This window comes from Streptomyces sp. NPDC003032, assembly GCF_053591415.1.
The window spans coordinates 211,416-233,678 of sequence record NZ_JBSFTT010000007.1; the positions used below are offsets into that span (position 1 = coordinate 211,416).

The window sequence follows — 22,263 nt, forward strand, 5'->3', positions numbered from 1 at the left end:
GTGAGGCCACCCGGCGACAAGAGACGAGGCGCCCATGACGCAGGTGAGCGGCGAGCGGCCGAGCGATCCGCCGGTGATCGAGCACGGCGGCGGCGTCTGGAGCATCAAGGTCCCCATCCCGGACAACCCCCTCGGCTTCACCCTCGTCCACCTCCTGGACACCGGGAGCGGCCCGGTCCTCATCGACACCGGCTGGGACGACCCGGCGTCCTGGTCCACGCTGACCGCCGGACTCGCCGCGTGCGGCGTCGCGGCCGAGGATGTGCACGGCGTGGTCATCACCCACCACCACCCCGACCACCACGGCCTCTCCGCGAAGGTCCGCGAGGCGTCCGGGGCGTGGATCGCCATGCACGAGGCCGACGCCCGTGTGGTGCGCCGCACCCGCTCCAACCCGCCCGAGCGCTGGTACGGCTACATGGCCGCGAAGCTCACCGCCGCGGGCGCCCCCGCCGAGCACGTCGCCCCCCTGGTCCGCGCCCGGGAAGAGGGCCGCCCCCGCGGACTGCCCGGCCTCGACCCGGCCCTGCCCGACCGCGCCATCACCCCCGGCGAGCTGCTCGCGCTGCCCGGCCGCCGCCTGCGCGCGATCTGGACGCCCGGCCACACCCCCGGCCACGTCTGCCTGCACCTGGAGGAGGACCACCCGGCGGGGCTGCGGGGCAACGGCCGCCTCTTCTCCGGCGACCACCTCCTGCCCGGGATCACCCCGCACATCGGCCTGTACGAGGACCCGGACGACGACACCGTCACCGATCCCCTCGGTGACTACCTGGACTCCCTGGAGCGCGTCGGCCGCCTGGACCCGGCCGAGGTGCTGCCCGCGCACCAGCGGGCGTTCACCAATGCCCCCTCCCGCGTCCGCGAGCTCCTGGCCCACCACGAGGAACGCCTGACCGGCCTCCTCACCCTCCTCGCCGAGCCCGTCACCCCCTGGCGGCTCGCCGAGCGCATGGAGTGGAACCGCCCGTGGGCCCAGATCCCCTACGGCTCGCGCAACATCGCGGTCTCGGAGGCCGAGGCCCATGTGCGGCGCCTGGTGAAGCTGGGGCGAGCGGAGGCGGTGGCGGGCAGCGATCCGGTGACGTACGTGGCGGTGTGACCCGAGGGGTCCCCCGGCCGGGGGCCGGTAGAGTGGCCGGGTCGTCCTCACGTCCGCACAGGGGGAAGCCGGTGCGAATCCGGCGCTGACCCGCAGCCGTGTCCGACCTCGGTGGTCGGGAGCCGGAATGCCCGGTGCGGAACGTGACCGGCTCGCTTCATCGGGGCCCCCGATGAGCGGCACCGTCGAGGTATACGGAGCCGGAGCCGCCCGGAAGCCGTGCCCGCACGGCCCGTGCCGCCCCGCTCCCCGCAGGGAGAGGCAACCCGCCGCATCATGAACGTTCGCCGCAGCGCAGCGGTCCTGGCCGCCGTCGCCGTGTTCGGCTCGGCCGCCGCACCGGCCGCCTTCGCGGACGACGCGAAGCCGTCGCCCTCGACCGCGCTCCCTTCCGGCCTCTACGGCAAGACCGACCCCAAGTTCGACGGCGTCTTCCGCCAGTCGTACGCCCTGCTCGCCCAGCACACCGCGGGCGTCGAGCCCGCCGAGAAGGCCGTCGACTGGCTGACCGGGCAGCAGTGCGCGAGCGGCGGCTACGCGGCCTACCGCGCCGGCGCGAGCGAGCCCTGCGACTCCAAGACGCCGGTCGACAGCAACTCCACCGCCGCCGCCGTGCAGGCCCTCGCCGCGCTCGGCCACCAGGACAAGACGGTCAAGAAGAGCGTCCAGTGGCTGAAGTCCGTGCAGAACACGGACGGGGGCTGGGGCTACAACCCCGGCCTGCCCACCGACGCGAACTCCACCGGCATCGTGGTCGGCGCGCTCGTCGCCGCGGGCCAGAACCCCGCGGACGTCAAGTCCCAGGACGGCAAGTCGGCCTACGACGCGCTGCCGAAGCTCGTCATGGACTGCGGCAAGGAACACGGCGCCTTCGGCCTCGCCGACGCCAAGTCCAAGAAGCTCACGCCGAACGCCGACGCCACCGCGGCCGGTGTGCTCGGCAGCCTCGGCAAGGGCCTGGTCGTGGAGCCCGCCAAGAAGGCGGCGAACACCGCGCCCAAGTGCGCGAAGGCGGACACCGCCTCGCAGGCCGCGAGCAATGGCACGGGCTATCTCCTGAAGACGCTCGCCGACCAGGACGACCACCTGTCCGGCGCCGGTGACGTGCCGGACGTCGGCAACACCGCCGACTCCGTGCTCGCCCTCGCCGCCGCGGGACAGCAGGACCAGGCCAGGAAGTCCGCCCAGTGGCTCGCGGAGAACTCCGCGGACTGGGCGGAGAAGTCGGGCCCCGCCGCCTACGCCCAGCTGGTCCTCGCCGCCCACGCGGCGGGCATGGACCCGCGCGACTTCGGCGGCGCCGACCTCGTCAAGCAGCTCAACGCCCAGGGCCCGCCCCCGCAGACCGCCTCGAAGTCCCCGTCCGCCTCGGACTCCGACTCCGCCTCCGACCCGGACTCGGACGAGAAGAAGGACGAGGGCGTCAGCATCTGGTGGATCATCGGCGTCGGCATGGTCGCCGGCATCGGCATCGGCTTCCTGTACAGCGGCAACCGCAAGAAGCGGCAGCTGTGACGCGGGGCCGTGCGCGGCGCGGCCGCCCGGTGGTCGTGGCGTTCGTCGCCGCGCTGCTCGGCGTCCTCGCCGCCGCGCCCGCCCAGGCCGCCGACTACCGCTACTGGTCGTTCTGGGAGCGGTCCGGTACCACCTGGACGTACGCCAGTCAGGGGCCCGGCACCGCCCGGCCCGAGGACGGCGACGTGCAGGGCTTCCGCTTCTCGGTCTCCGACGACTCGAAGGACTCCGCCGAGCCGCGCGGCCCCGCCGACTTCAAGGAGATCTGCGCGAGCACTCCCGCCGAGGACGGCCGCAAGCGGGTGGCGCTGGTCATCGACTTCGGCACGCCCACGGACGCCCCCGTCGGCGAGACGCCGCCCGCACCCCGGATGGCCTGCGCTCGCGTCGCGGAGGACGCCACCAGCGCGGACGCCCTCGCCTCGGTCGCCAAGCCGCTGCGCTACGACAGCAAGGCGCTGCTCTGTGCCATCGACGGCTACCCGAAGTCGGGCTGCGGCGAGCTGGTCTCCACCGACACCCTGACCATCGAGGCGCGGCCGGAGACGGACGAGGACGAGGACGACGGCGGGCCCTCCCTCGGCATCGTCGCCGGGATCGCCGCGATCGTGCTGCTCGGCGGTGCCGCGTTCTGGCAGGCCCGGCGCCGCCGCGGCTGACGCGGGCCCGGGACACGGACAGCACGATGACGACGGACCACGGCAGCGGCGCGCCCGGCCTCCTGCGGCGCCGCCTCGCCCCCGAGGCGCACCGGGGCAACGCCCTGCACCCGGGCGCCTGGTGGCTGTGGGCGCTCGGGCTCGGCACCGCCGCGTCCCGGACGACCAACCCGCTGCTGATCGGGATGCTGATCGGCGTCGCGGGCTATGTCGTGGCGGCCCGGCGGACCTCGGCCCCATGGGCGAAGTCGTACGGCGCGTTCGTGAAGCTGGGTCTGATCGTCATCGGCATCCGGCTGGTCTTCGCGATCGTGCTCGGCTCGCCGATCCCGGGCACGCACATCCTCGTGACGCTGCCCGAGGTGCCGCTGCCCGACTGGGCCAAGGGCGTGCGGATCGGCGGCCGGGTCACGGCGGAGGGCCTGGTCTTCGCGCTCTACGACGGGATCAGGCTGGCGGGCCTGCTGATCTGCGTCGGTGCCGCCAACGCCCTCGCGAGCCCGTCCCGGCTGCTGAAGTCGCTGCCGGGCGCGCTGTACGAGGTGGGGGTCGCCGTCGTCGTGGCGATGACCTTCGCGCCGAACCTCGTCGCGGACGTGCAGCGGCTGCGGGCCGCGCGGCGACTGCGGGGGCGGTCGGACAGCGGGATGCGCGGGCTGCTCCAGGTCGGCCTCCCGGTCCTGGAGGGCGCCCTTGAGCGGTCGGTCGCGCTGGCCGCCGCGATGGACGCGCGCGGCTTCGGGCGCAGCGCGGCGGTACCGGTGGGCGTGCGCAGGCTCACCGCTGTGCTGACGCTGGGCGGTCTGACGGGCGTATGCGTGGGCGCGTACGGGCTGCTGACCGCGCAAGGCACGTCCTACGGGCTGCCCGCCCTGGCCGCCGGGCTGCTCGCCGCGCTCGCGGGGCTGCGGCTCGGCGGGCGCCGCGCCGTGCGCACCCGCTACCGGCCCGACGCGTGGGGCGTGCGGGCCTGGCTGGTCGCCGGCTCGGGTCTCGCCGTGGCGGGCCTGACGATCTGGGCCGCGTCGTACGACTTCACAGCCCTGCACCCCGGCGTCGTCCCGCTCGTCGCCCCGACGCTGCCGCTGTGGCCGGCGGCGGCAGCCTTGATCGGCCTGCTGCCCGCCGTCGTGGCACCGGTACCCACCGGGGAACAGGCCCCCGCCTCCGCCCCCGCACCCCTTCCCGTTCCTCCCGAGGAGACCTCATGATCCGCTTCGAGGACGTCTCCGTGACGTACGAGGGGAGCGCGGGGCCCACCATCCAGGGGGTCGATGTCGCCGTTCCCGAAGGCGAGCTGGTGCTGCTCGTCGGCCCGTCCGGGGTCGGCAAGTCGACGCTGCTCGGGACGGTCAGCGGGCTCGTGCCGCACTTCACCGGCGGCACGCTGCGCGGGCGGGTGACCGTGGCCGGTCGCGACACCCGTACGCACAAGCCCCGTGAACTCGCCGACATCGTCGGCACGGTCGGCCAGGACCCCCTCGCGCACTTCGTGACGGACACCGTCGAGGACGAGCTGGCCTACGGCATGGAGTCGCTCGGCCTCGCCCCCGAGGTGATGCGCAGGCGGGTCGAGGAGACCCTGGACCTGCTCGGCCTCGCCGAACTGCGCGACCGGCCCATCGCCACGCTCTCCGGAGGACAGCGCCAGCGCGTCGCGATCGGCTCCGTCCTCACCCCGCACCCACAGGTCCTCGTCCTCGACGAGCCGACCTCCGCGCTGGACCCGGCCGCCGCCGAAGAGGTCCTCGCCGTGCTCCAGCGGCTCGTCCACGATCTCGGCACGACCGTGCTGATGGCCGAGCACCGGCTTGAGCGGGTCGTGCAGTACGCGGACCAGGTGCTGCTGCTCGCGGCGCCGGGCGAGCCGCCGGTGCTCGGCGACCCGGCCGCGCTGATGGCCCGCTCGCCCGTGTATCCGCCGGTGGTCGCGCTCGGCCGCCTCGCGGGCTGGTCGCCGCTGCCGCTGACCGTGCGGGACGCGCGGCGCAGGGCGGGCGCGCTGCGGGAGAGGCTCGCCGAGGAGCGGCCACGCCAGGACACGACGGCCGTACGGCCCCCGGAGCGGGCCCCGGGCCGGTGGCGGCGGCCCCGGCTGCGCAGCGAACAACGTACGCCCGACCGGGCGGCACCCGCGGCACCCGCGGCGGCCGTCGAACGCCTCGCCGTGCGCCGCGGCCGCGTCGAGGCGCTGCGCCGCGTCGACCTCACCGTCACCTCCGGTGAGACCGTCGCCCTGATGGGCCGCAACGGCGCCGGCAAGTCGACCCTCCTGTCCACCCTGGTCGGCCTCCTCGAACCCACCTCGGGCACCGTCCGCGTCGGCGGCGCCGTCCCCCACCGCACCGCTCCCCGCCAGCTGATCCGGCACGTCGGCCTGGTCCCGCAGGAACCACGCGACCTGCTGTACGCGGACACCGTGGCCGCCGAGTGCGCCGCCGCCGACCGGGACGCGGACGCCGGGCCCGGCGCGTGCCGCGCCCTGGTGAGCGAGCTGCTGCCCGGCATCGCCGACGACACGCACCCCCGGGACCTCTCCGAGGGCCAGCGCCTCGCGCTCGCCCTGGCGATCGTGCTGACCTCGCGCCCTCCCCTTCTCCTCCTGGACGAGCCGACCCGCGGACTGGACTACGCGGCCAAGTCCCGCCTGGTCACGATCCTGCGGGGCCTCGCGGCCGAGGGACACGCGATCGTGCTGGCCACGCACGACGTGGAGCTGGCCGCCGAGATCGCCCACCGCGTGGTGATCCTCGCGGACGGCGAGATCGTCGCGGACGGCCCGACCCCGCAGGTCGTGGTCTCCTCACCGTCCTTCGCCCCGCAGGTCACGAAGATCCTGGCACCCCAGGAGTGGCTGACGGTGGCGCAAGTACGGCGGACGCTGGACGCGGCGCGGGCGCCGGATACGGAGCAGGCACCGGACGCGGGGCACGCGCCCCGCACGTCGGGCACAGCGGAGGGGGCCTCATGAGGGCCGTCCCCCGGGCCCGCGTGGGGGTCGCCCCGCGAGTTCGGCCCGTCCGCCTCGGGCCCCGCTCCGTCGCCGCGCTCGCGCTGGTCAGCGCGGTGGGCGTGGTCGCCTTCGGGTGGCCGCTCCTTGCGGGCCGCGGCTCGGGGTTCAGCGAGCACGCCGGGGACGCGCCCTGGCTGTTCGCGGCGCTGCTGCCGCTGCTGCTCGCCGTGGTCGTGGCGACCATCGCGGACGTCGGCCTGGACGCGAAGGCCATCGCCATGCTGGGCGTGCTGGCCGCCGCGGGCGCCGCGCTGCGGCCGCTGGGCGCGGGCACGGCGGGCATCGAGCCGATGTTCTTCCTGATGGTGCTGAGCGGGCGGGTGCTCGGACCCGGCTTCGGGTTCGTGCTCGGAGCGGTGTCGATGTTCGCGTCGGCGCTGCTCACCGGGGGCGTCGGCCCGTGGATGCCGTTCCAGATGCTGTCGATGGGCTGGGTCTGCATGGGCGCGGGGCTGCTCCCCGGCGCCGACAGTCTGCGGGGGCGCCGCGAGCTGTGGCTGCTCGCGGCGTACGGAGCGGTCTCCTCCGTCCTGTACGGCACGGCCATGAACCTCCAGGGCTGGCCCTACCTCGACAAGATGGCCACCGGCGTCTCCTTCATGCCGGGCGACCCCCTCACGGAGAACCTCGGCCGCTTCATCGCGTACTGCCTGGCCACCTCGCTCGGCTGGGACCTGCCCCGGGCCGTCGTCACGGTCCTGCTGAGCCTCGCGCTCGGACCGGCCGTCCTGAAGGCGCTGCGCCGGGCCACGCGCCGTGCGGCTTTCGAGGCGCCGGTCACATTCGAGGCGCCGAAGCCGTAGGGGTTCCTCAGCTCTCCGTCACATCGAGGCCCCGGATCCGTGAGGCCCCCCACAGGACCTTGGTCCTCTACTAAGCAGGCCAGTAGCTGCCGCAGCTTGACGTACACGCATCAATCACCGGGCTGACCTGGGGATTGAGAGCCACGTCACAGACGGGACATTCGGCGCGAGTGCGGCTTCCACTAGTAAAGGGGGGCATTGCGGCGGCGCCCCGGCCCTGTTTCTCTGGAGGAGTCGCAAGGCGCCGACGACCCCCTCGGGGCTCGGCGCCTCCGTATGTCCCCCACGTACCACGCATACGGCGCGACAACCCTGTCCCCCACCAGAAGGTCCTCTGTGTCCGCCTCGCTCATCCGCCGCATCGCTTCTCCGAAGAAGGCCATCACCGGCGGCATCGTCGCCGCAGCCGCCACCGGCATGGTCTTCGCCGCGGCCCCGGCCCAGGCAGCCACCCCGACCACCGCGAAGGCCGCCGCCCCGGCCGCCGCTCCCGCCGCCGCCCCGACGTCCGCCAAGGCGATCGCCAAGAAGATGATCCCGGACCCCGCGCAGTTCGCCGCGTTCGACAAGATCGTCTCGCACGAGAGCGGCTGGGACATCAACGCGACGAACTCCTCCTCCGGCGCCTACGGCCTGGTCCAGGCGCTGCCCGCCTCGAAGATGGCCTCGGCGGGCTCCGACTGGAAGACCAACCCCGAGACGCAGATCGAGTGGGGTCTGAACTACATGAACGACCGCTACGGCAGCCCCGTCGGCGCGTGGAACCACTGGCAGGCCAACGGCTGGTACTGAGCCTTGGGGCGGCTGCCCTGAGCGGCTCCACCGGGCACCGGAGTATCACCGGCTTCGCCGAGTTCGTCCTCAAACGCCGGAGGGGCTGGATCATCCAGCCCCTCCGGCGTTTCCTGTGTCTACAGACGCTGAATGATCGTTCCTGTCGCCACCGCCCCGCCCGCGCACATCGTCACCAGCGCGAACTCCTTGTCCCGCCGCTCCAGCTCATGCAGGGCCGTGGCGATGAGCCGCGCCCCCGTCGCCCCCACCGGATGGCCGAGGGCGATCGCGCCCCCGTTCACGTTCACCTTCTCCAGGTCCTGGCCGAAGACCTGCGCCCAGCTCAGCACCACGGACGCGAACGCCTCGTTGATCTCGACGATGTCGATGTCCTTGAGGGACATCCCCGCCTTGCCGAGCACGGCCCGCGTCGCGTCGATCGGGCCGTCCAGGTGGAAGTGCGGGTCCGCGCCGACCAGGGCCTGAGCGACGATCCGGGCCCGGGGCCTCAGCTTCAGGGCCCGCGCCATCCGCTTCGACGCCCACATGATGGCCGCCGCGCCGTCGGAGATCTGCGAGGAGTTCCCGGCGGTGTGCACGGCCGTCGGCATGACCGGCTTGAGCCCGCCGAGGCCCTCCATCGTCGTGTCGCGCAGCCCCTCGTCCCGGTCGACGAGCCGCCACATGCCCTGCCCGGCGGCCTGCTCCTCCTCCGTGGTGGGCACCTGGACGGCGAACGTCTCCCGTTTGAAGCGCTCCTCGGACCACGCCGTGGCCGCCCGCTCCTGCGAGATGAGGCCGAGCGAGTCCACGTTCTCGCGGGTGAGGCCGCGCTTGCGGGCGATGCGCTCGGCGGCCTCGAACTGATTAGGCAGGTCGACGTTCCACTCGTCGGGAAAGGGCTTCCCGGGTCCGTGCTTGGAGCCGGAGCCGAGCGGCACCCGCGACATCGCCTCCACACCGCAGCTGATCCCGACGTCGATGACCCCGGCCGCCACCATGTTCGCGACCATGTGACCGGCCTGCTGCGAGGAGCCGCACTGGCAGTCCACCGTCGTCGCCGCCGTCTCGTACGGAAGCCCCATGGTGAGCCAGGCCGTGCGCGTGGGGTTCATGGACTGCTCCCCGGCGTGGGTCACCGTGCCGCCGACGATCTGCTCGACGCAGTCGGCGTGGATGCCGGTGCGTCCGAGGAGTTCGCGGTAGGTCTCCCCGAGCAGATAGGCGGGGTGGAGGTTGGCGAGCGCGCCCGCGCGCTTGCCGATGGGGGTGCGTACGGCTTCGACGATGACAGGTTCCGCGGCCATGGGGCTGGTCCTCTCCGTCCACGTCCCGCGAGCCGTCCCGGCGCCTCGCGAGAGGAACTAGTACGCGTTCTAGTTCTGTTCAGCAGTCTGCTGAGCCGGACCCCGGCGCCGCAAGGGTCTTGCACGCACCTTGCGCCGGACCCGCACGGAACCGGCCGCGCCCTGGGCCTTGCCACTTGTAGAACCCGTTATTACCTTGCGAGCCAAGCGTCATGTCCTGATGGCCCGTCAGAACCCAGCCCACGCCAGGAGTTGCCGATGCCCTGTCCAGCGCTTCCCGACGGGTTCGACTTCACCGACCCCGACCTGCTTCAAGACCGCGTACCCCTCCCGGAGTTCGCACAGCTGCGGCAGACGGAACCGGTGCGCTGGATCGTCCAGCCGCCCCGCGTCTCCGGATTCGACGACGCGGGCTACTGGGCCGTCACCCGGCACGAGGACGTCAAGTACGTCTCGACGCACCCGGAGTTGTTCTCCTCGAACGTCAACACGGCGATCATCCGCTTCAACGAGACGATCAGCCGGGACCAGATAGACGTCCAGAAGCTGATCATGATCAACATGGACCCGCCCGAGCACACCCGGGTCCGGCAGATCGTGCAGCGCGGCTTCACTCCCCGCGCGATTCGCTCGCTGGAGGACGCCCTGCGCCGGCGTGCCGCCTCCATCGTGGCGACGGCGCTGGAGAACGCGGGCCCCGACGGCGCCTTCGACTTCGTGACGAACGTCGCCGTCGAACTGCCGCTCCAGGCCATCGCCGAGCTGATCGGCGTACCGCAGGAGGACCGCTCCAAGATCTTCGACTGGTCCAACAAGATGGCCGGGTACGACGATCCTGAGTACGCCATCACCGAGGAGATCGGCGCCGAGGCGGCACTGGAGATCGTCAGCTACGCGATGAACCTCGCCGCGGCCCGCAAGGAGCGCCCGGCGAAGGACATCGTCAGCCAGCTGGTGGCGGCGGAGGACGAGGGGAACCTCTCCGGCGACGAGTTCGGCTTCTTCGTGATCCTGCTCGCCGTGGCCGGCAACGAGACCACCCGCAACGCCATCACCCACGGCATGCACGCCTTCCTTTCCCACCCGGACCAGTGGGAGCTCTACAAGCGCGAGCGCCCCGCGACCACGGCGGAGGAGATCGTGCGCTGGGCGACCCCGGTCGTCTCCTTCCAGCGCACCGCGACGCAGGACACCGAGCTGGGCGGCGCCGAGATCAAGCGGGGCGACCGCGTCGGCATCTTCTACTCCTCCGCCAACCACGACCCCGACGTCTTCGAACACCCCGACGCGTTCGACATCACCCGCGACCCCAACCCGCATCTGGGCTTCGGCGGCGGCGGCCCGCACTTCTGCCTCGGCAAGTCCCTCGCGGTCCTGGAGATCGACCTCATCTTCAACGCGATCGCCGACGCCATGCCCGGCCTGCGGCTGGTTTCCGACCCCCGCCGACTCCGCTCCGCCTGGCTCAACGGCGTCAAGGAGCTGCGGGTCAGCACCGGCTGACCCGCCTCTCGGGAGCAGCCCGTTCAGCACATCGGGTCAACTCGCTTTACGCAACCAACGTTTCCGTTGCGTGCCGCGTCTTGAGAGGTGAACCTTGCCTTTCCAAGACTTCGAACGGAAACGGTGGCCGTGGTCTCTGCCGAGTTCTCGATCGCCCCGCCCGGCAGCAAGCCCACCGAGCGGAAGTCCTCCTTCCGGACCTTCTGCCGACGGCACCGCGTCCCGCTGCTCGCCACCGTCCCCACCCTTCCCCTGTACGCGGTGTGGGCGGCGTTCCTCGCGACGGGCGGCGGCGATCTCGCCGCGCAGGAGGCCTGGGCGCGGTTCGCCTCCGAGCACGGCGCGACCGCGTACAACCTCTTCTGGTACGGCGGTATGCACACCGCCAACTACAGCCTGATCTCGCCCTATCTGATGGCCGCCGTCGGCGTGAGGACCGTGACGGTGCTCTCCGGGATCGCGGGCGCCTGGCTGGTCGCCGCGCTCATCGAGCGCACCGGCGTCCGCAGGCCCCTGTGGCCCGCGGTGCTCGCCTCGCTAGGCGTGTGGTGCAACGTCGCCTCGGGGCGCACGACGTTCGCGCTCGGCCTCGCCTTCGCCTTCGCGGCCTGCCTGGCGCTCGTACGGGAGCGGCGCGCGGTCACCGCCGTGATGTGCGCGGCGCTGGCCACCATGGGGTCACCGGTGGCGGGCCTCTTCCTGGTCGTCGCGGGCGCGGCCTACTTCTTCGTACGCGACTGGGGGCGCGCCGCGGCGCTCATCGTGCCGCCCTTCCTGGTCGTGGCGACCACGACGGTGCTCTTCCCGTTCAGCGGTGAGCAGTTGATGCCGTTCGACCGGATCTTCCCACCGGTGATCTTCAGTCTCGCGCTGATCATCGCGGGCCCCCGCGAGTGGCGGGTGCCGCGCTGGGGGGCGGCCGTGTACGCGGTCGGGACGGTGCTGACGTATCTCATCCCCTCCCCGATCGGCACCAACGTCGAGCGCCTCGCGGAGCTGGTCGGTCCCGCCGCGCTGCTCGCGGCGCTGCTCGCCCCGGGGCGCGACCGGGCGCGGCGGATCGCGCTGACGGTGGCGCTGGTGCTCTCCTCGGCCTGGGTGGTCCAGAAGACCGCCGACGACCTCACGGTGTCCACGAAGGTGCCCGGCTGGGCGGCCGACACCCAGGGCGTGGTGCGGGAGCTGGAGCGGCTGCGGGCCGACCGGACGCGCGTCGAGGTGGTCCCGGCCCGCAACCACCGCGAGGCGACCGCCCTCGCGCCCTACGTGAACATGGCGCGCGGCTGGAACCGCCAGCTCGACATCGAACGCGGCCGCCTCTTCTACGACGGGACGTTCTCGGCGGCCACCTACCGCGCGTGGCTCGACAGATGGGCCGTGGGGTACGTCGTACTGCCCTCGGGCCGGCCGGACGGCCCCGCCGAGGACGAGGCGGAGCTGGTGGCGAGCGGCCCCGAGTGGCTGGAGCCGGTGTGGAAGGACGCGCACTGGCGGATCTTCCGGGTGAGGAATCCGGTGCCGCTGGTGTCGGAGCCCGCCTCCGTCGTCCGCACCACAGGCTCCGACGTGGTCGTACACGTCCCGGAGCGCGGCTCGGTGACGGTCCGCCTCGTGTACTCGCCGTGGCTGCGGGCCGAGGGGGCCTGCCTGAAGCGGCAGGGCGAGTTCACGCGTCTCTCGGTGCCCGCGCCGGGCACCTACCGGATCAGCTCTGGGTACGGCCCTTCGCCGAGTCCTTCGACATGTCGATGACGGGCGGCGCCCCGGCGCCCACGGCGGCCTTCAGGGGCTCTCGCACCCGCGGGCCCGACAGCAGGTAGGTGAGGCCGAAGCCCGCGCCGACGACGGCCGCGCCGCCCACCGCGTCGAGCACCCAGTGGTTGCCGGTGCCCACGATCGCGCAGAGCGTGAAGAAGGGGTGCAGCAGGCCGAGCGCCCTCAGCCACCACTTCGGCGCGAGGACCACGATGACCAGACCGCACCACAGGGACCAGCCGAAGTGCAGCGAGGGCATCGCCGCGTACTGGTTGGTGAGGTCGGTCAGCGTGCCGTAGTTCGGCTTGGTGAAGTCCTGCACGCCGTGCACGGTGTCGATGAAGCCGAGGTCCGGCATCAGGCGCGGCGGGGCGAGCGGGTAGGCCCAGAAGCCGATGAGCGCGAGGACCGTCGCGAAGCCGAGCGCGGAGCGCGCCCAGCGGTACTCGGCGGGGCGGCGCACGTAGAGGACGGCGAGGACGGTCAGCGGCACCACGAAGTGGAACGACGTGTAGTAGAAGTTGAAGAAGTCCTCCAGCCGGCCGGTTCGCACCGTGAGGTGGTTGAACCAGTGCTCGACGTCGAGGTACAGGAACCGCTCGATCGCGTGGACCTGCTCGCCGTGGTGCTCGGCGGTGGCTCGGGCCCCGGAGATGGTGCCGCCGGTCGCGGCGAGCCTGACCTGCTGGTACGCGGAGTAGCCGACGCGGATCAGGAGCAGTTCGAGGAGCAGGTTCGGGCGGGTCAGGACGCGCCGCCAGAACGGGATCAGCGGTACCCGGCTCCAGCGGGCGGCGACGGGCGCGGCGTAGTCCGTGGGGATCGGGCTGCGGTACTGCGGGTGCGTGCGGGAGAGGAACGGTACGACGGTGGCGGCGGCGAGCGCCGCGATCAGCACGACGTTGTCGCGGACCGGCTCGGTGACCGGCATGTTCGGCAGCATCATCTTGGCGGGCAGCGTCGACACGAGAACGACGGCGATGGGCCACATGTACCGGTCGGACCGGCGCTTGCCGACCCGGCCGGCCACCGCGAAGAGCACCCACAGGAGCTGGTGCTGCCAGGTCGTCGGCGACACCGCGACCACGACGCAGCCGGTGATCGCGACGGCCAGGAGGAGCTGCCCGTCCTTGGCGTAGCGCACGGCGCGGCGCAGGCCGAGGAAGGCGACGGCCACGCTCAGGGCGAGGAAGAGCCCCGTCTCCAGGGGGCCTTCGAGGCCGAGGCGGAGCAGCATGCCGTGCAGTGACTGGTTGGCGTCGGCGTCCGGGCTGGCGCCGAGGCCCGCTCCGGCGAGGTGATGTATCCAGTACGTCCACGAGTCGTGCGGCATCGCGGCCCAGGCGAGCGCCGTGCAGGCGGCGAAGGTGACGCCGGTGGACGCGGCGGCCCTCTTGCGGCCGGTGAACCAGAGCAGCCCGGCGAAGAGCAGCATGGTCGGCTGGAGCGCCGCGCCGACGCCGATGAGGACGCCGCTGGCCCGCTCGCCGCGGACGGCGAAGAGGCCGAGCAGTACAAGGAGGACCGGGAGGATGCTGGTCTGGCCGAGGTACAGGGTGTTGCGCACCGGCAGCGAGAGGATGAGCAGGCTGATCGCCATGGGGGCGGCGAGGAGCGAGGTGCGCCGGGAGACGGGCTGCGGCAGGGCGCGGGCGGCGACGAGGCCGAGGACGACGACGAGGCCGAGTGTGCCGAAGGTCCAGGCCCAGCCGAGCGCCTGTTCCCCCGAGCGGGCGAGGGGTTTGAGGACGAGCCCGGCGAAGGGGGTGCCGGTGAACCTGTCCGCGTCGTAGAGGGAGCCGTTGACGTGCAGGACGCCGCTGGGCCCGACCCAGGTCTCCAGGTCGATGAGGCGCTCGCCCTCGGGGGTGCGCAGGACGGCGGCCACCTGCCGGATCGCCAGGACGGCGGCGATCAGCCAGAGAACGACACGGATCGCACCGATCCGCGCCTCGGGTTCACCGGCCTGTCCCGCCTGTCCCGCCCCGAAGGCCTCGCCCGGTCGCCTGCGCTCAACATTCACCACGCCCCGTCGGCCCTCCCGCCCCATTCGTCATGTCTGCGGCCCTCTCTGTGAAGGTCCCGAGTGCGGCCCGGTCGTGGTGGGCCGGTGCGGCCCGGTCGTGGTGGGCCCGGAGAGTCCGCGTCCCTGCTGTAGGACGCACGCAACCGCCATGTCACCTGGCAGCCATATCGTTTTCTATCGGCTTTTCGCCGACGCGCCCAACCGCCGGACCGCCGAGGGGGCGGTTCCTGGCCGGGGCAGCGAAATAGATCACAAGTACACCTTGTCGCCCGTACCGGAAGAAACACTGTTTGACCTGGCTGGCAGCCATTTTCGAGCCGTTTGTGGCGAACCGTGCACCGAACGTAACGATGGTTCGTGCCCCTATGGTCGATTTCGGGCCGCCCCGGTTTCCGTGGGCGGCCCCGCCCTTGTCGTCCACCGAAAGCAGGCGAGCGAACCCTTGGCGAGCGCCACACCCGTCGTACTCCGGAAGCCCCCGTCCGCTCCGGGGCCCGCCCCCCGGCCCTCGGACACCGCAGCCCCGGACGCCACCGCAGGCGTCACCGTCACCGACCCCGCGATGGTCAAGCGCGCGGTGAAGGCGGCCGCCCTCGGCAACGCGATGGAGTGGTTCGACTTCGGCGTCTACAGCTACATCGCCGTGACGCTGGGCAAGGTCTTCTTCCCCTCGGGCAACCCCACCGCCCAGCTGCTCTCCACGTTCGGTGCCTTCGCCGCGGCCTTCCTGATCCGGCCGCTCGGCGGCATGGTCTTCGGCCCGCTCGGCGACCGCGTGGGCCGCCAGAAGGTCCTCGCCATCACCATGATCATGATGGCGGCGGGCACGTTCGCGATCGGCCTGATCCCGTCCTACGCCTCGATCGGCGTGGGCGCCCCGATCCTGCTGCTCCTCGCCCGCCTGGTGCAGGGCTTCTCGACGGGCGGCGAGTACGCGGGTGCCTCCACGTTCATCGCCGAGTACGCCCCCGACAAGAAGCGGGGCTTCCTCGGCAGCTGGCTGGAGTTCGGCACGCTGGCGGGTTACATCGGCGGCGCGGGCCTGGTCACCCTCATGACGGCTCTGATGTCATCCGATGACCTGCTCTCCTGGGGCTGGCGCATCCCCTTCCTGATCGCGGGCCCGATGGGTCTGATCGGCCTCTATCTGCGGATGCGGCTGGAGGAGACCCCGGCGTTCGCCGCCGAGCTGGAGAAGGCCCACAAGGACGAGCAGGCCCGCGCGAAGGTACGCCTGCGCGACATGGTCACCGGGCAGTGGAAGGCGCTCCTTCTCTGCATGGGTCTGGTCCTGGTCTTCAACGTCACGGACTACATGCTGCTCTCGTACATGCCGAGCTATCTGACCAGCGAACTGAAGTACGACGAGACGCACGGCCTCCTCGTCATCCTGGCCGTCATGGCGCTGATGATGTGCGCCCAGCCGTTCGTCGGCGCGCTCACGGACCGGGTGGGCCGCCGCCCGGTGATCGCCACGGGCTGTGCGGGCTTCCTGCTCCTGTCCGTCCCCGCCCTGCTCCTGATCCGCGAGGGCTCGCTCTGGGCGATCGGCCTGGGCCTGGCGGCCCTCGGCCTGCTCCTGGTCTGCTTCACGGCCTCCATGCCCTCGGCCCTCCCCGCCCTCTTCCCCACCAAGGTCCGCTACGGCTCGCTCTCCATCGGCTTCAACATCTCCGTCTCGATCTTCGGCGGCACGACACCGCTGGTGGTGACGGCCCTGATCGGCGCGACGGGCGACAAGATGATGCCCGCGTATTACATGATGGCGGCGGCGGTGGTGGGCGGCATCGCCGTCTGGTACATGACGGAATCGGCGGGCAGGCCGCTGCCGGGGTCACCGCCGGCGGTTGAAGGGTGACCGGCCGCACAACTTCAGCCCCTCCGGCGTTTGAGGAGCGGGGTTATTCGAGGAGCGGGGTCAGGGGCGGAGCCCCGGGAACGGTGCCGCTCATCTCCAACACCAAGTATGCGAGCGCCCACTGACAACCGACCCCCCGCCCGGCTAGTCTCCTTAGCGAAACTAACTAGACAGTCGAAGGGAACGTACATCCGCATGAACCCGCAGCAGTGGAACTCCGTCGACGACTACTTCACCGACCTCCTCGCCCCGGCCGACGAGACCCTGGCCGCCGCCCTCCGCGACAGCGAGGCGGCCGGCCTGCCGCCGATCAGCGTGACCCCGAACCAGGGCAAGCTCCTCCAGCTCCTCGCCCGGACGCAGGGCGCCCGCCGCGTCCTGGAGATCGGCACTCTCGGCGGCTACAGCACGATCTGGCTGGCCCGCGCCCTGCCCGCCGACGGCCATCTCGTCACCCTGGAGTACAAGCCCGAGCACGCCGATGTGGCCCGCGGCAACCTCGCCCGCGCCGGGCTCGACAAGCTCACCGAGATCCGCGTCGGCCCCGCTCTGGAGTCGCTCGCCGCGCTCGGTGCCGAACACACCGAGAACCCCGCGCCCTTCGACTTCGTCTTCATCGACGCCGACAAGGCCAACAACCCGCACTACGTGGAGTGGTCGCTCAAGCTGACCCGCCCCGGCAGCCTCATCGTCCTCGACAACGTCGTGCGCGGCGGGGCCGTCGCCGACCCCGCCGACCCGGACCCGAGCGTGCGCGGCACCCGCGCCGCGCTCGACATCATGGCGCGGCACCCGAAGCTCAGCGCGACGGCGGTGCAGACGGTGGGCACCAAGGGGTACGACGGCTTCGCGCTGGCCCGCGTGCTGGACTGACGGCGCGGCGCACACACCCTGCGCCTACGAAGCCCCTGCGCCTACGGAGCGCGCACCCGCCCCTCAACCCTCGTGATAGAAGCCGACGTTCACACTCCGCGGCCCCGACCTGTCCTGGATGACCACCTCGCCCGAGCCGCCCCTGGAGAGCGGCGCCACCCCTCCGTACGCGAGGGGCCGCGCCGCCCCCTCGGAAACCACCCGCACCTCGGAGGCGGGGTCGGGGTTCGAGCCGTGCAGCCAGGTCACGGACCAGGCCCCGTCGGGCCCGCAGCGGAACTCCAGGTGCGTACGGGACACGAACAGCCAGTCGCCCGGCGTCACCAGACGGCACACGCCCGCGTCGCGCCCCACGCGCAGCACCGCGCCCGGCTCGCTCGGCGCGTCGGCCATGAGCATGCCCGCGGTCGCGCCCGCGTCCGCCCCGGACACCGAGGCCATCGTCAGCTCCAGCACGTACGTACGCTCCTTCAACTCGGGGCGGCGCGAACGTGGTTGACCGTCGCGCGCTGCCGCATCTTAGGTCGCGCCCCGGGCGGACGCACGACCCTCCTGGGACAATGCACACATGACTGAGCGCAAGCCACCTGGAGTCGACTTCGAGTCCTGGATCGACAAGCAGATCCGCGAGGCGGAGGAACGCGGCGATTTCGCCTCTCTGCCGGGGAAGGGCAAACCGCTGCCGGAGGGCCCCGATCCCACGTACGACGAGATGTGGTGGGTCAAGCAGAAGATGGCCCGCGAGGGCCTCTCCTACCTCTCCCCCACGCTCGCCCTGCGCAAGGAGGCCGAGGACACGCTGGCCGCCGCCGCAGACGCCCCGTCCGAACGCATGGCGCGCAAGCTCGTGACGGACCTCAACGAGAAGATCCGCGCCGCCCTGCGCACCCCACCGCCGGGACCACCGCTCGGCCTCACCCCGTACGACGTCGACGAAGTGGCGCGCGACTGGCGGGAGCGCCACCCCGCCTGAGCCCGCGCCCGGCGCCGTCCGTGCCGTTCGCCCGGCCCGGACCGCGCCGTTTGACGGCCCGCTTCCTGGCAACTCGCCCCGGGGACAGGTGCGAGGCCCGCACGCCGCGCCTCGCGCCGCACCGCAAGGCCCACCCCCGGGAAGGCACCCATCCATGTCCACAGTCATGATCATCGTTCTGATCGTGGTCGTCGTCGCCCTCGCCGCCGCCGCGTTCGTGCTGTACCGCAGGCGCCGGAACGCGGGCGGCGGCCACAGCCTCAAGCGCCGCTTCGGGCCCGAGTACGACCGTGCGGTCGCCCGGCACGACGGCGACACCAGGGCGGCCGAACGCGACCTCGGCGAGCGTGTGAAGCGGCACGGCGCCCTGCGGACGCGGCCGTTGGAGTCCGCGGCGCGTGAGCAGTACTCCGCCCGCTGGAACCTCGCCCAGGAGCGGTTCGTCGACTCCCCGCGCGAGGCCGTGGCCGAGGCGGACCGGCTCATCGCCGAACTGGCCGGGGCGCGCGGCTTCCCCGACGCCGGCCACTACGAGGACCAGCTCGACGCGCTCTCCGTGCACCACGCGACCCACGTCCACGGCTACCGCAGGGTGCACCGCGCGGCGCTCGACACGACGGGCGCCGAGGAGAGCCGCACCGGCACCGAGGAGATGCGCGCGGCCATGATCGAGGCGCGGGCGCTCTTCGACGACCTGATCGCGGACCACCCCGACCGCTCCGCCACGGCACGCTCGGGCAAGCACACGTCCGGCAAGCGTTCGACCGGCATCACCCGAAGGGGAGTTCAGCATGGCTGACACGACGCTGTTCCCGCCCGCCGACCGCGACAAGCTGACCCTGCGCCTCCAGAACGCCGTCAACGGCTTCGTCGACGGTCCGCGCGGCGCGGTCGAGGAGGTCGACCACGTCCTGGAGGACGCCATCGCCCGCCTCACCGACACCCTGGCCGAACGCCGCCGCGTCCTGCGCTCGTCCTGGCAGACCACCCCGGCCCGGAGCGCACCGGACGGCGGCGCGCCTCCGGCCGCCGGGGTCGCGCCGGGCGGCGCACTGGCCACCGAGGGCGCCCCGGCCGAGTCCTCGGCCACCGACACCGAACAGCTCCGCCTGGCCCTGCGCGACTACCGCGAGACGGCCGAGCGCCTGCTACGACTCTGAGGCCCGAACGGCATGCGTGCGTACGTGCGTACGTGCGTACGTGCGTACGTGCGTACGTGCGTACGGCAGGATGGTCCGCATGAGCATCGTGAAGATAAACGCCCTCACCGTCCCCGAGGAACAGCGCGAGGTCCTGGAGAAGCGCTTCGCGTCCCGCGCGGGCGCGGTGGAGAACTCCGACGGCTTCGAGTGGTTCGAGCTGCTCCGCCCCATCGAGGGCACGGACCAGTACCTCGTCTACACCCGCTGGCGCGACGAGGCCTCCTTCCAGGCGTGGATGGAGGGCCCGATGAAGGCCGCGCACCAGGGCGGCGGCGCGGGCGGCGCGGGCGGCGGTGAGCGGCCCAAGCCCGCCGCGTCCGGCTCCACGGTCTGGTCCTTCGAAGTGGTCCAGCAGGCCGCCCCCAAGAACTGAGCAAGAACCGTGACCGGCAGCTGACCGGTCCGGCCCGGAGGGCGCCCCGCGAGTCGATCCGCTTGCGGGGCGCCGTCCTTGTGCCCGGACAATGGCGCCATGACCTCCCGCGCTCCCGCCCGCAACGCCTCCTGGCCCGTCGCTCCCGAGGCGTACGACTCGCCCGTGGCCGCCGCGCTGTGGCGCGCGTACTACACCGAGGTCAGCGACCGCTGGAGCGTGAGGTCGCCGCGGAGTCCGGGGCCGATCTCGCGCCGCCGGACGGGGCGCCGCTCATGGGTACGGGGACGAGCCCGTGGACCCGGCCGGTACGAGGAGATCGAGCCGTACGGAGAGCGCATGTACGCCGAGCATTGGTACGGCAAGAGGCTGACGGGCTGACGGGCTGATGTCAGGACAGCACGCAGCTCACGTCACACCGTCGGGATCACGCCGCCTTGACCACCGTCGCCCCGCCACTGTGCGGCCGCTCCGACTCCGATCCGCACAGCTCCCCGCTCAGCTGCTCGACCAGCTGGACGAGGTCGGTCGGGCGTTCCGGTCCCCACCAGTCGCCGAGCAGTTCCGCCAGGGACTCCTCGCGGGCCTTGGCCAGCTTCTTCGCGACCTCGCGGCCGCGGTCGGTCAGGAACATCTCCAGGCCGCGGCGTTCGGCGAGGCGCCTCTCCTCCACCTGGCGGGCGGCCGCCGTGATGACGCTCAGCGGCACGGTGGTGCGTTCGGCGAGCACGCCGGGTTCGACGGAGCCGTGCCGGGCGACGCGCAGGAGCAGCCAGCTGGCCGCCGGCAGCAGGTCGTATCCGGCCCGCACGGTGATGTTCTCGTAGATCTCCCGTCGGCCCTCCCGCGTCCCCAGGACCGAGAGAGCCCGCGCCACCTCGTCGTACGAGGAGCGTTCGACGGGGTTGCTGGCCAGCGTCTGCGTCGTGTCGGGCGCCGTGACGGAGCCGCGCAGCTTGTCCTCGCGCAGGAACCAGGCGAGGACGAAGGCGACCACCGCGACCGGCGCCGCGTACAGGAAGACGTCCGTGATCGCCGAGGCGTACGCGTGCAGGGCGCTGGGCCGCAGACCGGCGGGGAGCTGTGCGATGCCGCGCGGGTCGGCCTCCAGGGTGCTGACGCCGACGCCGGGCGGCAGCCGCTGCCCGGCGAGGGCGTCGGTCAGCTTGTCGCCGAGGCGGTTGGTGAAGATCGTGCCGAAGATCGCGACGCCGAAGGACGCGCCGATCGAGCGGAAGAAGGTCGCGCCTGATGTGGCGACGCCCAGATCCTCGTAGCTGACCGCGTTCTGCACGATGAGCACGAGCACCTGCATGACCAGGCCGAGGCCCAGGCCGAAGACGAAGAAGTACACGCTCATCTCGGCCGTGGAGCTGTTCTCGTCGAGCTGGTGGAGGAGGATCAGGCCGAGCGCGGTGACGGCCGTGCCCGCGACGGGGAAGACCTTCCAGCGGCCCGTGCGGCTGACGATCTGTCCGGAGCCGGTCGTCGACAGGAGCATGCCGACGACCATCGGCAGCATGTGCACGCCCGACATGGTCGGCGAGACGCCCTGCACGACCTGGAGGAACGTCGGCAGATACGTCATCGCCCCGAACATCGCGAAGCCCACGATGAAGCTGATGACCGCGGAGAGCGTGAAGGTGCGGATGCGGAACAGCTTCAGTGGGAGCACCGGCTCCGCGGCCTTGCGCTCCACGGCCACGAAGGCGACGGCGAGGACCGCGCCGAGCACCGCGAGGCCGATGATCTGCGGCGATGCCCAGCTCCACGTGGTGCCGCCGAGCGAGGCGACAAGGACGAGGCAGGTGGCGACCGACGCGATGAGGAACGTACCCAGGTAGTCGATGGTGTGCTTGGTGTCGCGCACCGGGATATGCAGCGTGGTGGCGATGACCAGGAGGGCGATCACTCCGATGGGCAGGTTGATGTAGAAGACCCAGCGCCAGCTGAGGTGCTCGGTGAAGAGGCCGCCGAGCAGCGGTCCGAGCACGCTGGTCGCGCCGAAGACCGCGCCGAACAGGCCCTGGTACTTGCCGCGTTCGCGCGGTGAGACGAGGTCGCCGACGATCGCCATGGACAGCACCATGAGTCCGCCGCCGCCGAGGCCCTGCAGCGCGCGGAAGCCGATGAGCTGCGGCATGTTCTGCGCCATGCCGCACAGCGCCGAGCCGACCAGGAAGATCAGGATCGCGGTGAGGAACAGCTTCTTTCGGCCGTACTGGTCACCGAGCTTTCCCCAGAGCGGCGTCGCGGCCGTCGCGGCCAGCATGTACGCGGTGACGACCCAGGACAGGTGGTCCATGCCGCCCAGCTCGCTGACGATCGTCGGCAGGGCGGTCGAGACGATGGTCTGGTCGAGGGCGGCGAGCAGCATGCCGAGAAGCAGCGCGCCGATGGAGACCAGTACGCCGCCGGGCGGATGCCCGTTCGCTCCCTGACCGTGCGCGGGGTCGGGGCCGTGCCCCGCGGGGCGGGCGCTGACGTCCTGGCTCATGGGCACCTCCTGGGAGTCCGGAATCCGCCT

General features: G+C 72.2%; 19 protein-coding genes, 1 pseudogene and 1 riboswitch. Of the genes and pseudogenes, 16 read left to right on the forward strand and 4 right to left on the reverse strand.

From position 1 onward, the window contains the following. The first annotated feature begins 34 nt into the window (after positions 1-34). The 7 genes from ACWDZ7_RS12765 to ACWDZ7_RS12795 all read left to right on the forward strand — a co-directional run bounded on the left by ACWDZ7_RS12765 (position 35) and on the right by ACWDZ7_RS12795 (position 7,884). Positions 35-1,102, forward strand: a complete 1,068-nt coding sequence (locus ACWDZ7_RS12765; RefSeq protein WP_451796687.1) for an MBL fold metallo-hydrolase — start codon at positions 35-37, stop codon at positions 1,100-1,102. 61 nt (positions 1,103-1,163) lie between these two features. After that, a riboswitch (cobalamin riboswitch) is annotated at positions 1,164-1,235 on the forward strand. 143 nt (positions 1,236-1,378) lie between these two features. Continuing rightward, positions 1,379-2,617, forward strand: a complete 1,239-nt coding sequence (locus ACWDZ7_RS12770; RefSeq protein ID WP_451796688.1) for a prenyltransferase/squalene oxidase repeat-containing protein — start codon at positions 1,379-1,381, stop codon at positions 2,615-2,617. After that, positions 2,614-3,276, forward strand: a complete 663-nt coding sequence (locus tag ACWDZ7_RS12775) for an SCO2322 family protein (protein ID WP_451796689.1) — start codon at positions 2,614-2,616, stop codon at positions 3,274-3,276. The genes ACWDZ7_RS12770 and ACWDZ7_RS12775 overlap by 4 nt, the downstream gene beginning before the upstream one ends. Before the next feature lie 26 nt (positions 3,277-3,302). Beyond that, complete coding sequence (locus ACWDZ7_RS12780) at positions 3,303-4,487, forward strand: energy-coupling factor transporter transmembrane component T (RefSeq protein WP_451796690.1); 1,185 nt, start codon at positions 3,303-3,305, stop codon at positions 4,485-4,487. Continuing rightward, positions 4,484-6,247, forward strand: a complete 1,764-nt coding sequence (locus tag ACWDZ7_RS12785; protein ID WP_451796691.1) for an ABC transporter ATP-binding protein — start codon at positions 4,484-4,486, stop codon at positions 6,245-6,247. The genes ACWDZ7_RS12780 and ACWDZ7_RS12785 overlap by 4 nt, the downstream gene beginning before the upstream one ends. Further along, complete coding sequence (locus ACWDZ7_RS12790; RefSeq protein WP_451796692.1) at positions 6,244-7,092, forward strand: ECF transporter S component; 849 nt, start codon at positions 6,244-6,246, stop codon at positions 7,090-7,092. Before ACWDZ7_RS12785 ends, ACWDZ7_RS12790 begins: the two co-directional genes overlap by 4 nt. A gap of 336 nt (positions 7,093-7,428) precedes the next feature. Beyond that, positions 7,429-7,884, forward strand: coding sequence for an aggregation-promoting factor C-terminal-like domain-containing protein (locus ACWDZ7_RS12795; RefSeq protein ID WP_451796693.1), 456 nt, complete (start codon positions 7,429-7,431; stop codon positions 7,882-7,884). A 119-nt stretch (positions 7,885-8,003) separates the two neighbouring features. Here the strand turns inward: ACWDZ7_RS12795 and ACWDZ7_RS12800 are convergent, their stop codons facing one another. Then, complete coding sequence (locus tag ACWDZ7_RS12800; protein ID WP_451796694.1) at positions 8,004-9,173, reverse strand: steroid 3-ketoacyl-CoA thiolase; 1,170 nt, start codon at positions 9,171-9,173, stop codon at positions 8,004-8,006. A gap of 258 nt (positions 9,174-9,431) precedes the next feature. Here ACWDZ7_RS12800 and ACWDZ7_RS12805 point away from each other — a divergent pair, with 258 nt between their 5' ends. Then, complete coding sequence (locus ACWDZ7_RS12805) at positions 9,432-10,676, forward strand: cytochrome P450 (RefSeq protein ID WP_451796695.1); 1,245 nt, start codon at positions 9,432-9,434, stop codon at positions 10,674-10,676. A 129-nt stretch (positions 10,677-10,805) separates the two neighbouring features. Then, positions 10,806-12,428, forward strand: a complete 1,623-nt coding sequence (locus tag ACWDZ7_RS12810; protein ID WP_451796696.1) for a hypothetical protein — start codon at positions 10,806-10,808, stop codon at positions 12,426-12,428. Here the strand turns inward: ACWDZ7_RS12810 and ACWDZ7_RS12815 are convergent. Beyond that, positions 12,382-14,457, reverse strand: coding sequence for a bifunctional glycosyltransferase 87/phosphatase PAP2 family protein (locus ACWDZ7_RS12815; RefSeq protein ID WP_451796697.1), 2,076 nt, complete (start codon positions 14,455-14,457; stop codon positions 12,382-12,384). The two genes, ACWDZ7_RS12810 and ACWDZ7_RS12815, sit on opposite strands and share 47 nt — an antisense overlap. Before the next feature lie 442 nt (positions 14,458-14,899). Between ACWDZ7_RS12815 and proP the strand changes: the two genes are divergently transcribed. Together proP and ACWDZ7_RS12825 are read left to right on the forward strand one after the other, a co-directional pair. Then, positions 14,900-16,315 (forward strand): glycine betaine/L-proline transporter ProP, encoded by a 1,416-nt coding sequence (gene proP / locus ACWDZ7_RS12820; RefSeq protein ID WP_451796698.1) that lies wholly within the window; start codon positions 14,900-14,902, stop codon positions 16,313-16,315. A 195-nt stretch (positions 16,316-16,510) separates the two neighbouring features. After that, positions 16,511-17,188, forward strand: coding sequence for an O-methyltransferase (locus ACWDZ7_RS12825; protein ID WP_451796699.1), 678 nt, complete (start codon positions 16,511-16,513; stop codon positions 17,186-17,188). A 63-nt stretch (positions 17,189-17,251) separates the two neighbouring features. Here ACWDZ7_RS12825 and ACWDZ7_RS12830 read toward each other — a convergent pair whose 3' ends face one another. Further along, positions 17,252-17,644, reverse strand: coding sequence for a hypothetical protein (locus ACWDZ7_RS12830; protein WP_451796700.1), 393 nt, complete (start codon positions 17,642-17,644; stop codon positions 17,252-17,254). A gap of 112 nt (positions 17,645-17,756) precedes the next feature. Here ACWDZ7_RS12830 and ACWDZ7_RS12835 point away from each other — a divergent pair, with 112 nt between their 5' ends. The 5 genes and pseudogenes from ACWDZ7_RS12835 to ACWDZ7_RS12855 all read left to right on the forward strand — a co-directional run. Next, positions 17,757-18,161: a DnaJ family domain-containing protein gene (locus tag ACWDZ7_RS12835; RefSeq protein WP_451796701.1), complete on the forward strand. Its 405-nt coding sequence runs from the start codon at positions 17,757-17,759 to the stop codon at positions 18,159-18,161. Positions 18,162-18,315: 154 nt separating this feature from the next. Continuing rightward, positions 18,316-18,960: a hypothetical protein gene (locus tag ACWDZ7_RS12840; RefSeq protein WP_451796702.1), complete on the forward strand. Its 645-nt coding sequence runs from the start codon at positions 18,316-18,318 to the stop codon at positions 18,958-18,960. After that, positions 18,953-19,321, forward strand: a complete 369-nt coding sequence (locus ACWDZ7_RS12845) for a hypothetical protein (protein ID WP_451796703.1) — start codon at positions 18,953-18,955, stop codon at positions 19,319-19,321. The genes ACWDZ7_RS12840 and ACWDZ7_RS12845 overlap by 8 nt, the downstream gene beginning before the upstream one ends. Before the next feature lie 79 nt (positions 19,322-19,400). Continuing rightward, a complete protein-coding gene (locus ACWDZ7_RS12850) occupies positions 19,401-19,736 on the forward strand; it encodes an antibiotic biosynthesis monooxygenase family protein (protein ID WP_451796704.1) in 336 nt (111 codons plus the stop codon). A gap of 99 nt (positions 19,737-19,835) precedes the next feature. Further along, a pseudogene (locus ACWDZ7_RS12855) lies at positions 19,836-20,014 on the forward strand (GNAT family N-acetyltransferase); the annotation flags it as partial. Positions 20,015-20,163: 149 nt separating this feature from the next. On the opposite strand, the gene ACWDZ7_RS12860 reads toward ACWDZ7_RS12855, so the two are convergent. Further along, on the reverse strand, positions 20,164-22,233 hold the full coding sequence (locus ACWDZ7_RS12860) for a DHA2 family efflux MFS transporter permease subunit (RefSeq protein WP_451796705.1): 2,070 nt from the start codon (positions 22,231-22,233) through the stop codon (positions 20,164-20,166). Positions 22,234-22,263: the final 30 nt, after the last annotated feature.

Bases quoted from the DNA above. Each gene is read 5' to 3' on its own strand.
- ACWDZ7_RS12850 (WP_451796704.1), top strand. From the start codon at position 19,401: ATGAGCATCGTGAAGATAAACGCCCTCACCGTCCCCGAGGAACAGCGC.
- ACWDZ7_RS12825 (WP_451796699.1), top strand. From the start codon at position 16,511: ATGAACCCGCAGCAGTGGAACTCCGTCGACGACTACTTCACCGACCTC.
- ACWDZ7_RS12780 (WP_451796690.1), top strand. From the start codon at position 3,303: ATGACGACGGACCACGGCAGCGGCGCGCCCGGCCTCCTGCGGCGCCGC.
- ACWDZ7_RS12800 (WP_451796694.1), bottom strand. From the start codon at position 9,173: ATGGCCGCGGAACCTGTCATCGTCGAAGCCGTACGCACCCCCATCGGC.
- ACWDZ7_RS12835 (WP_451796701.1), top strand. From the start codon at position 17,757: ATGACTGAGCGCAAGCCACCTGGAGTCGACTTCGAGTCCTGGATCGAC.
- ACWDZ7_RS12860 (WP_451796705.1), bottom strand. From the start codon at position 22,233: ATGAGCCAGGACGTCAGCGCCCGCCCCGCGGGGCACGGCCCCGACCCC.
- ACWDZ7_RS12790 (WP_451796692.1), top strand. From the start codon at position 6,244: ATGAGGGCCGTCCCCCGGGCCCGCGTGGGGGTCGCCCCGCGAGTTCGG.
- ACWDZ7_RS12785 (WP_451796691.1), top strand. From the start codon at position 4,484: ATGATCCGCTTCGAGGACGTCTCCGTGACGTACGAGGGGAGCGCGGGG.
- ACWDZ7_RS12770 (WP_451796688.1), top strand. From the start codon at position 1,379: ATGAACGTTCGCCGCAGCGCAGCGGTCCTGGCCGCCGTCGCCGTGTTC.
- ACWDZ7_RS12845 (WP_451796703.1), top strand. From the start codon at position 18,953: ATGGCTGACACGACGCTGTTCCCGCCCGCCGACCGCGACAAGCTGACC.
- ACWDZ7_RS12840 (WP_451796702.1), top strand. From the start codon at position 18,316: ATGTCCACAGTCATGATCATCGTTCTGATCGTGGTCGTCGTCGCCCTC.
- ACWDZ7_RS12805 (WP_451796695.1), top strand. From the start codon at position 9,432: ATGCCCTGTCCAGCGCTTCCCGACGGGTTCGACTTCACCGACCCCGAC.
- ACWDZ7_RS12765 (WP_451796687.1), top strand. From the start codon at position 35: ATGACGCAGGTGAGCGGCGAGCGGCCGAGCGATCCGCCGGTGATCGAG.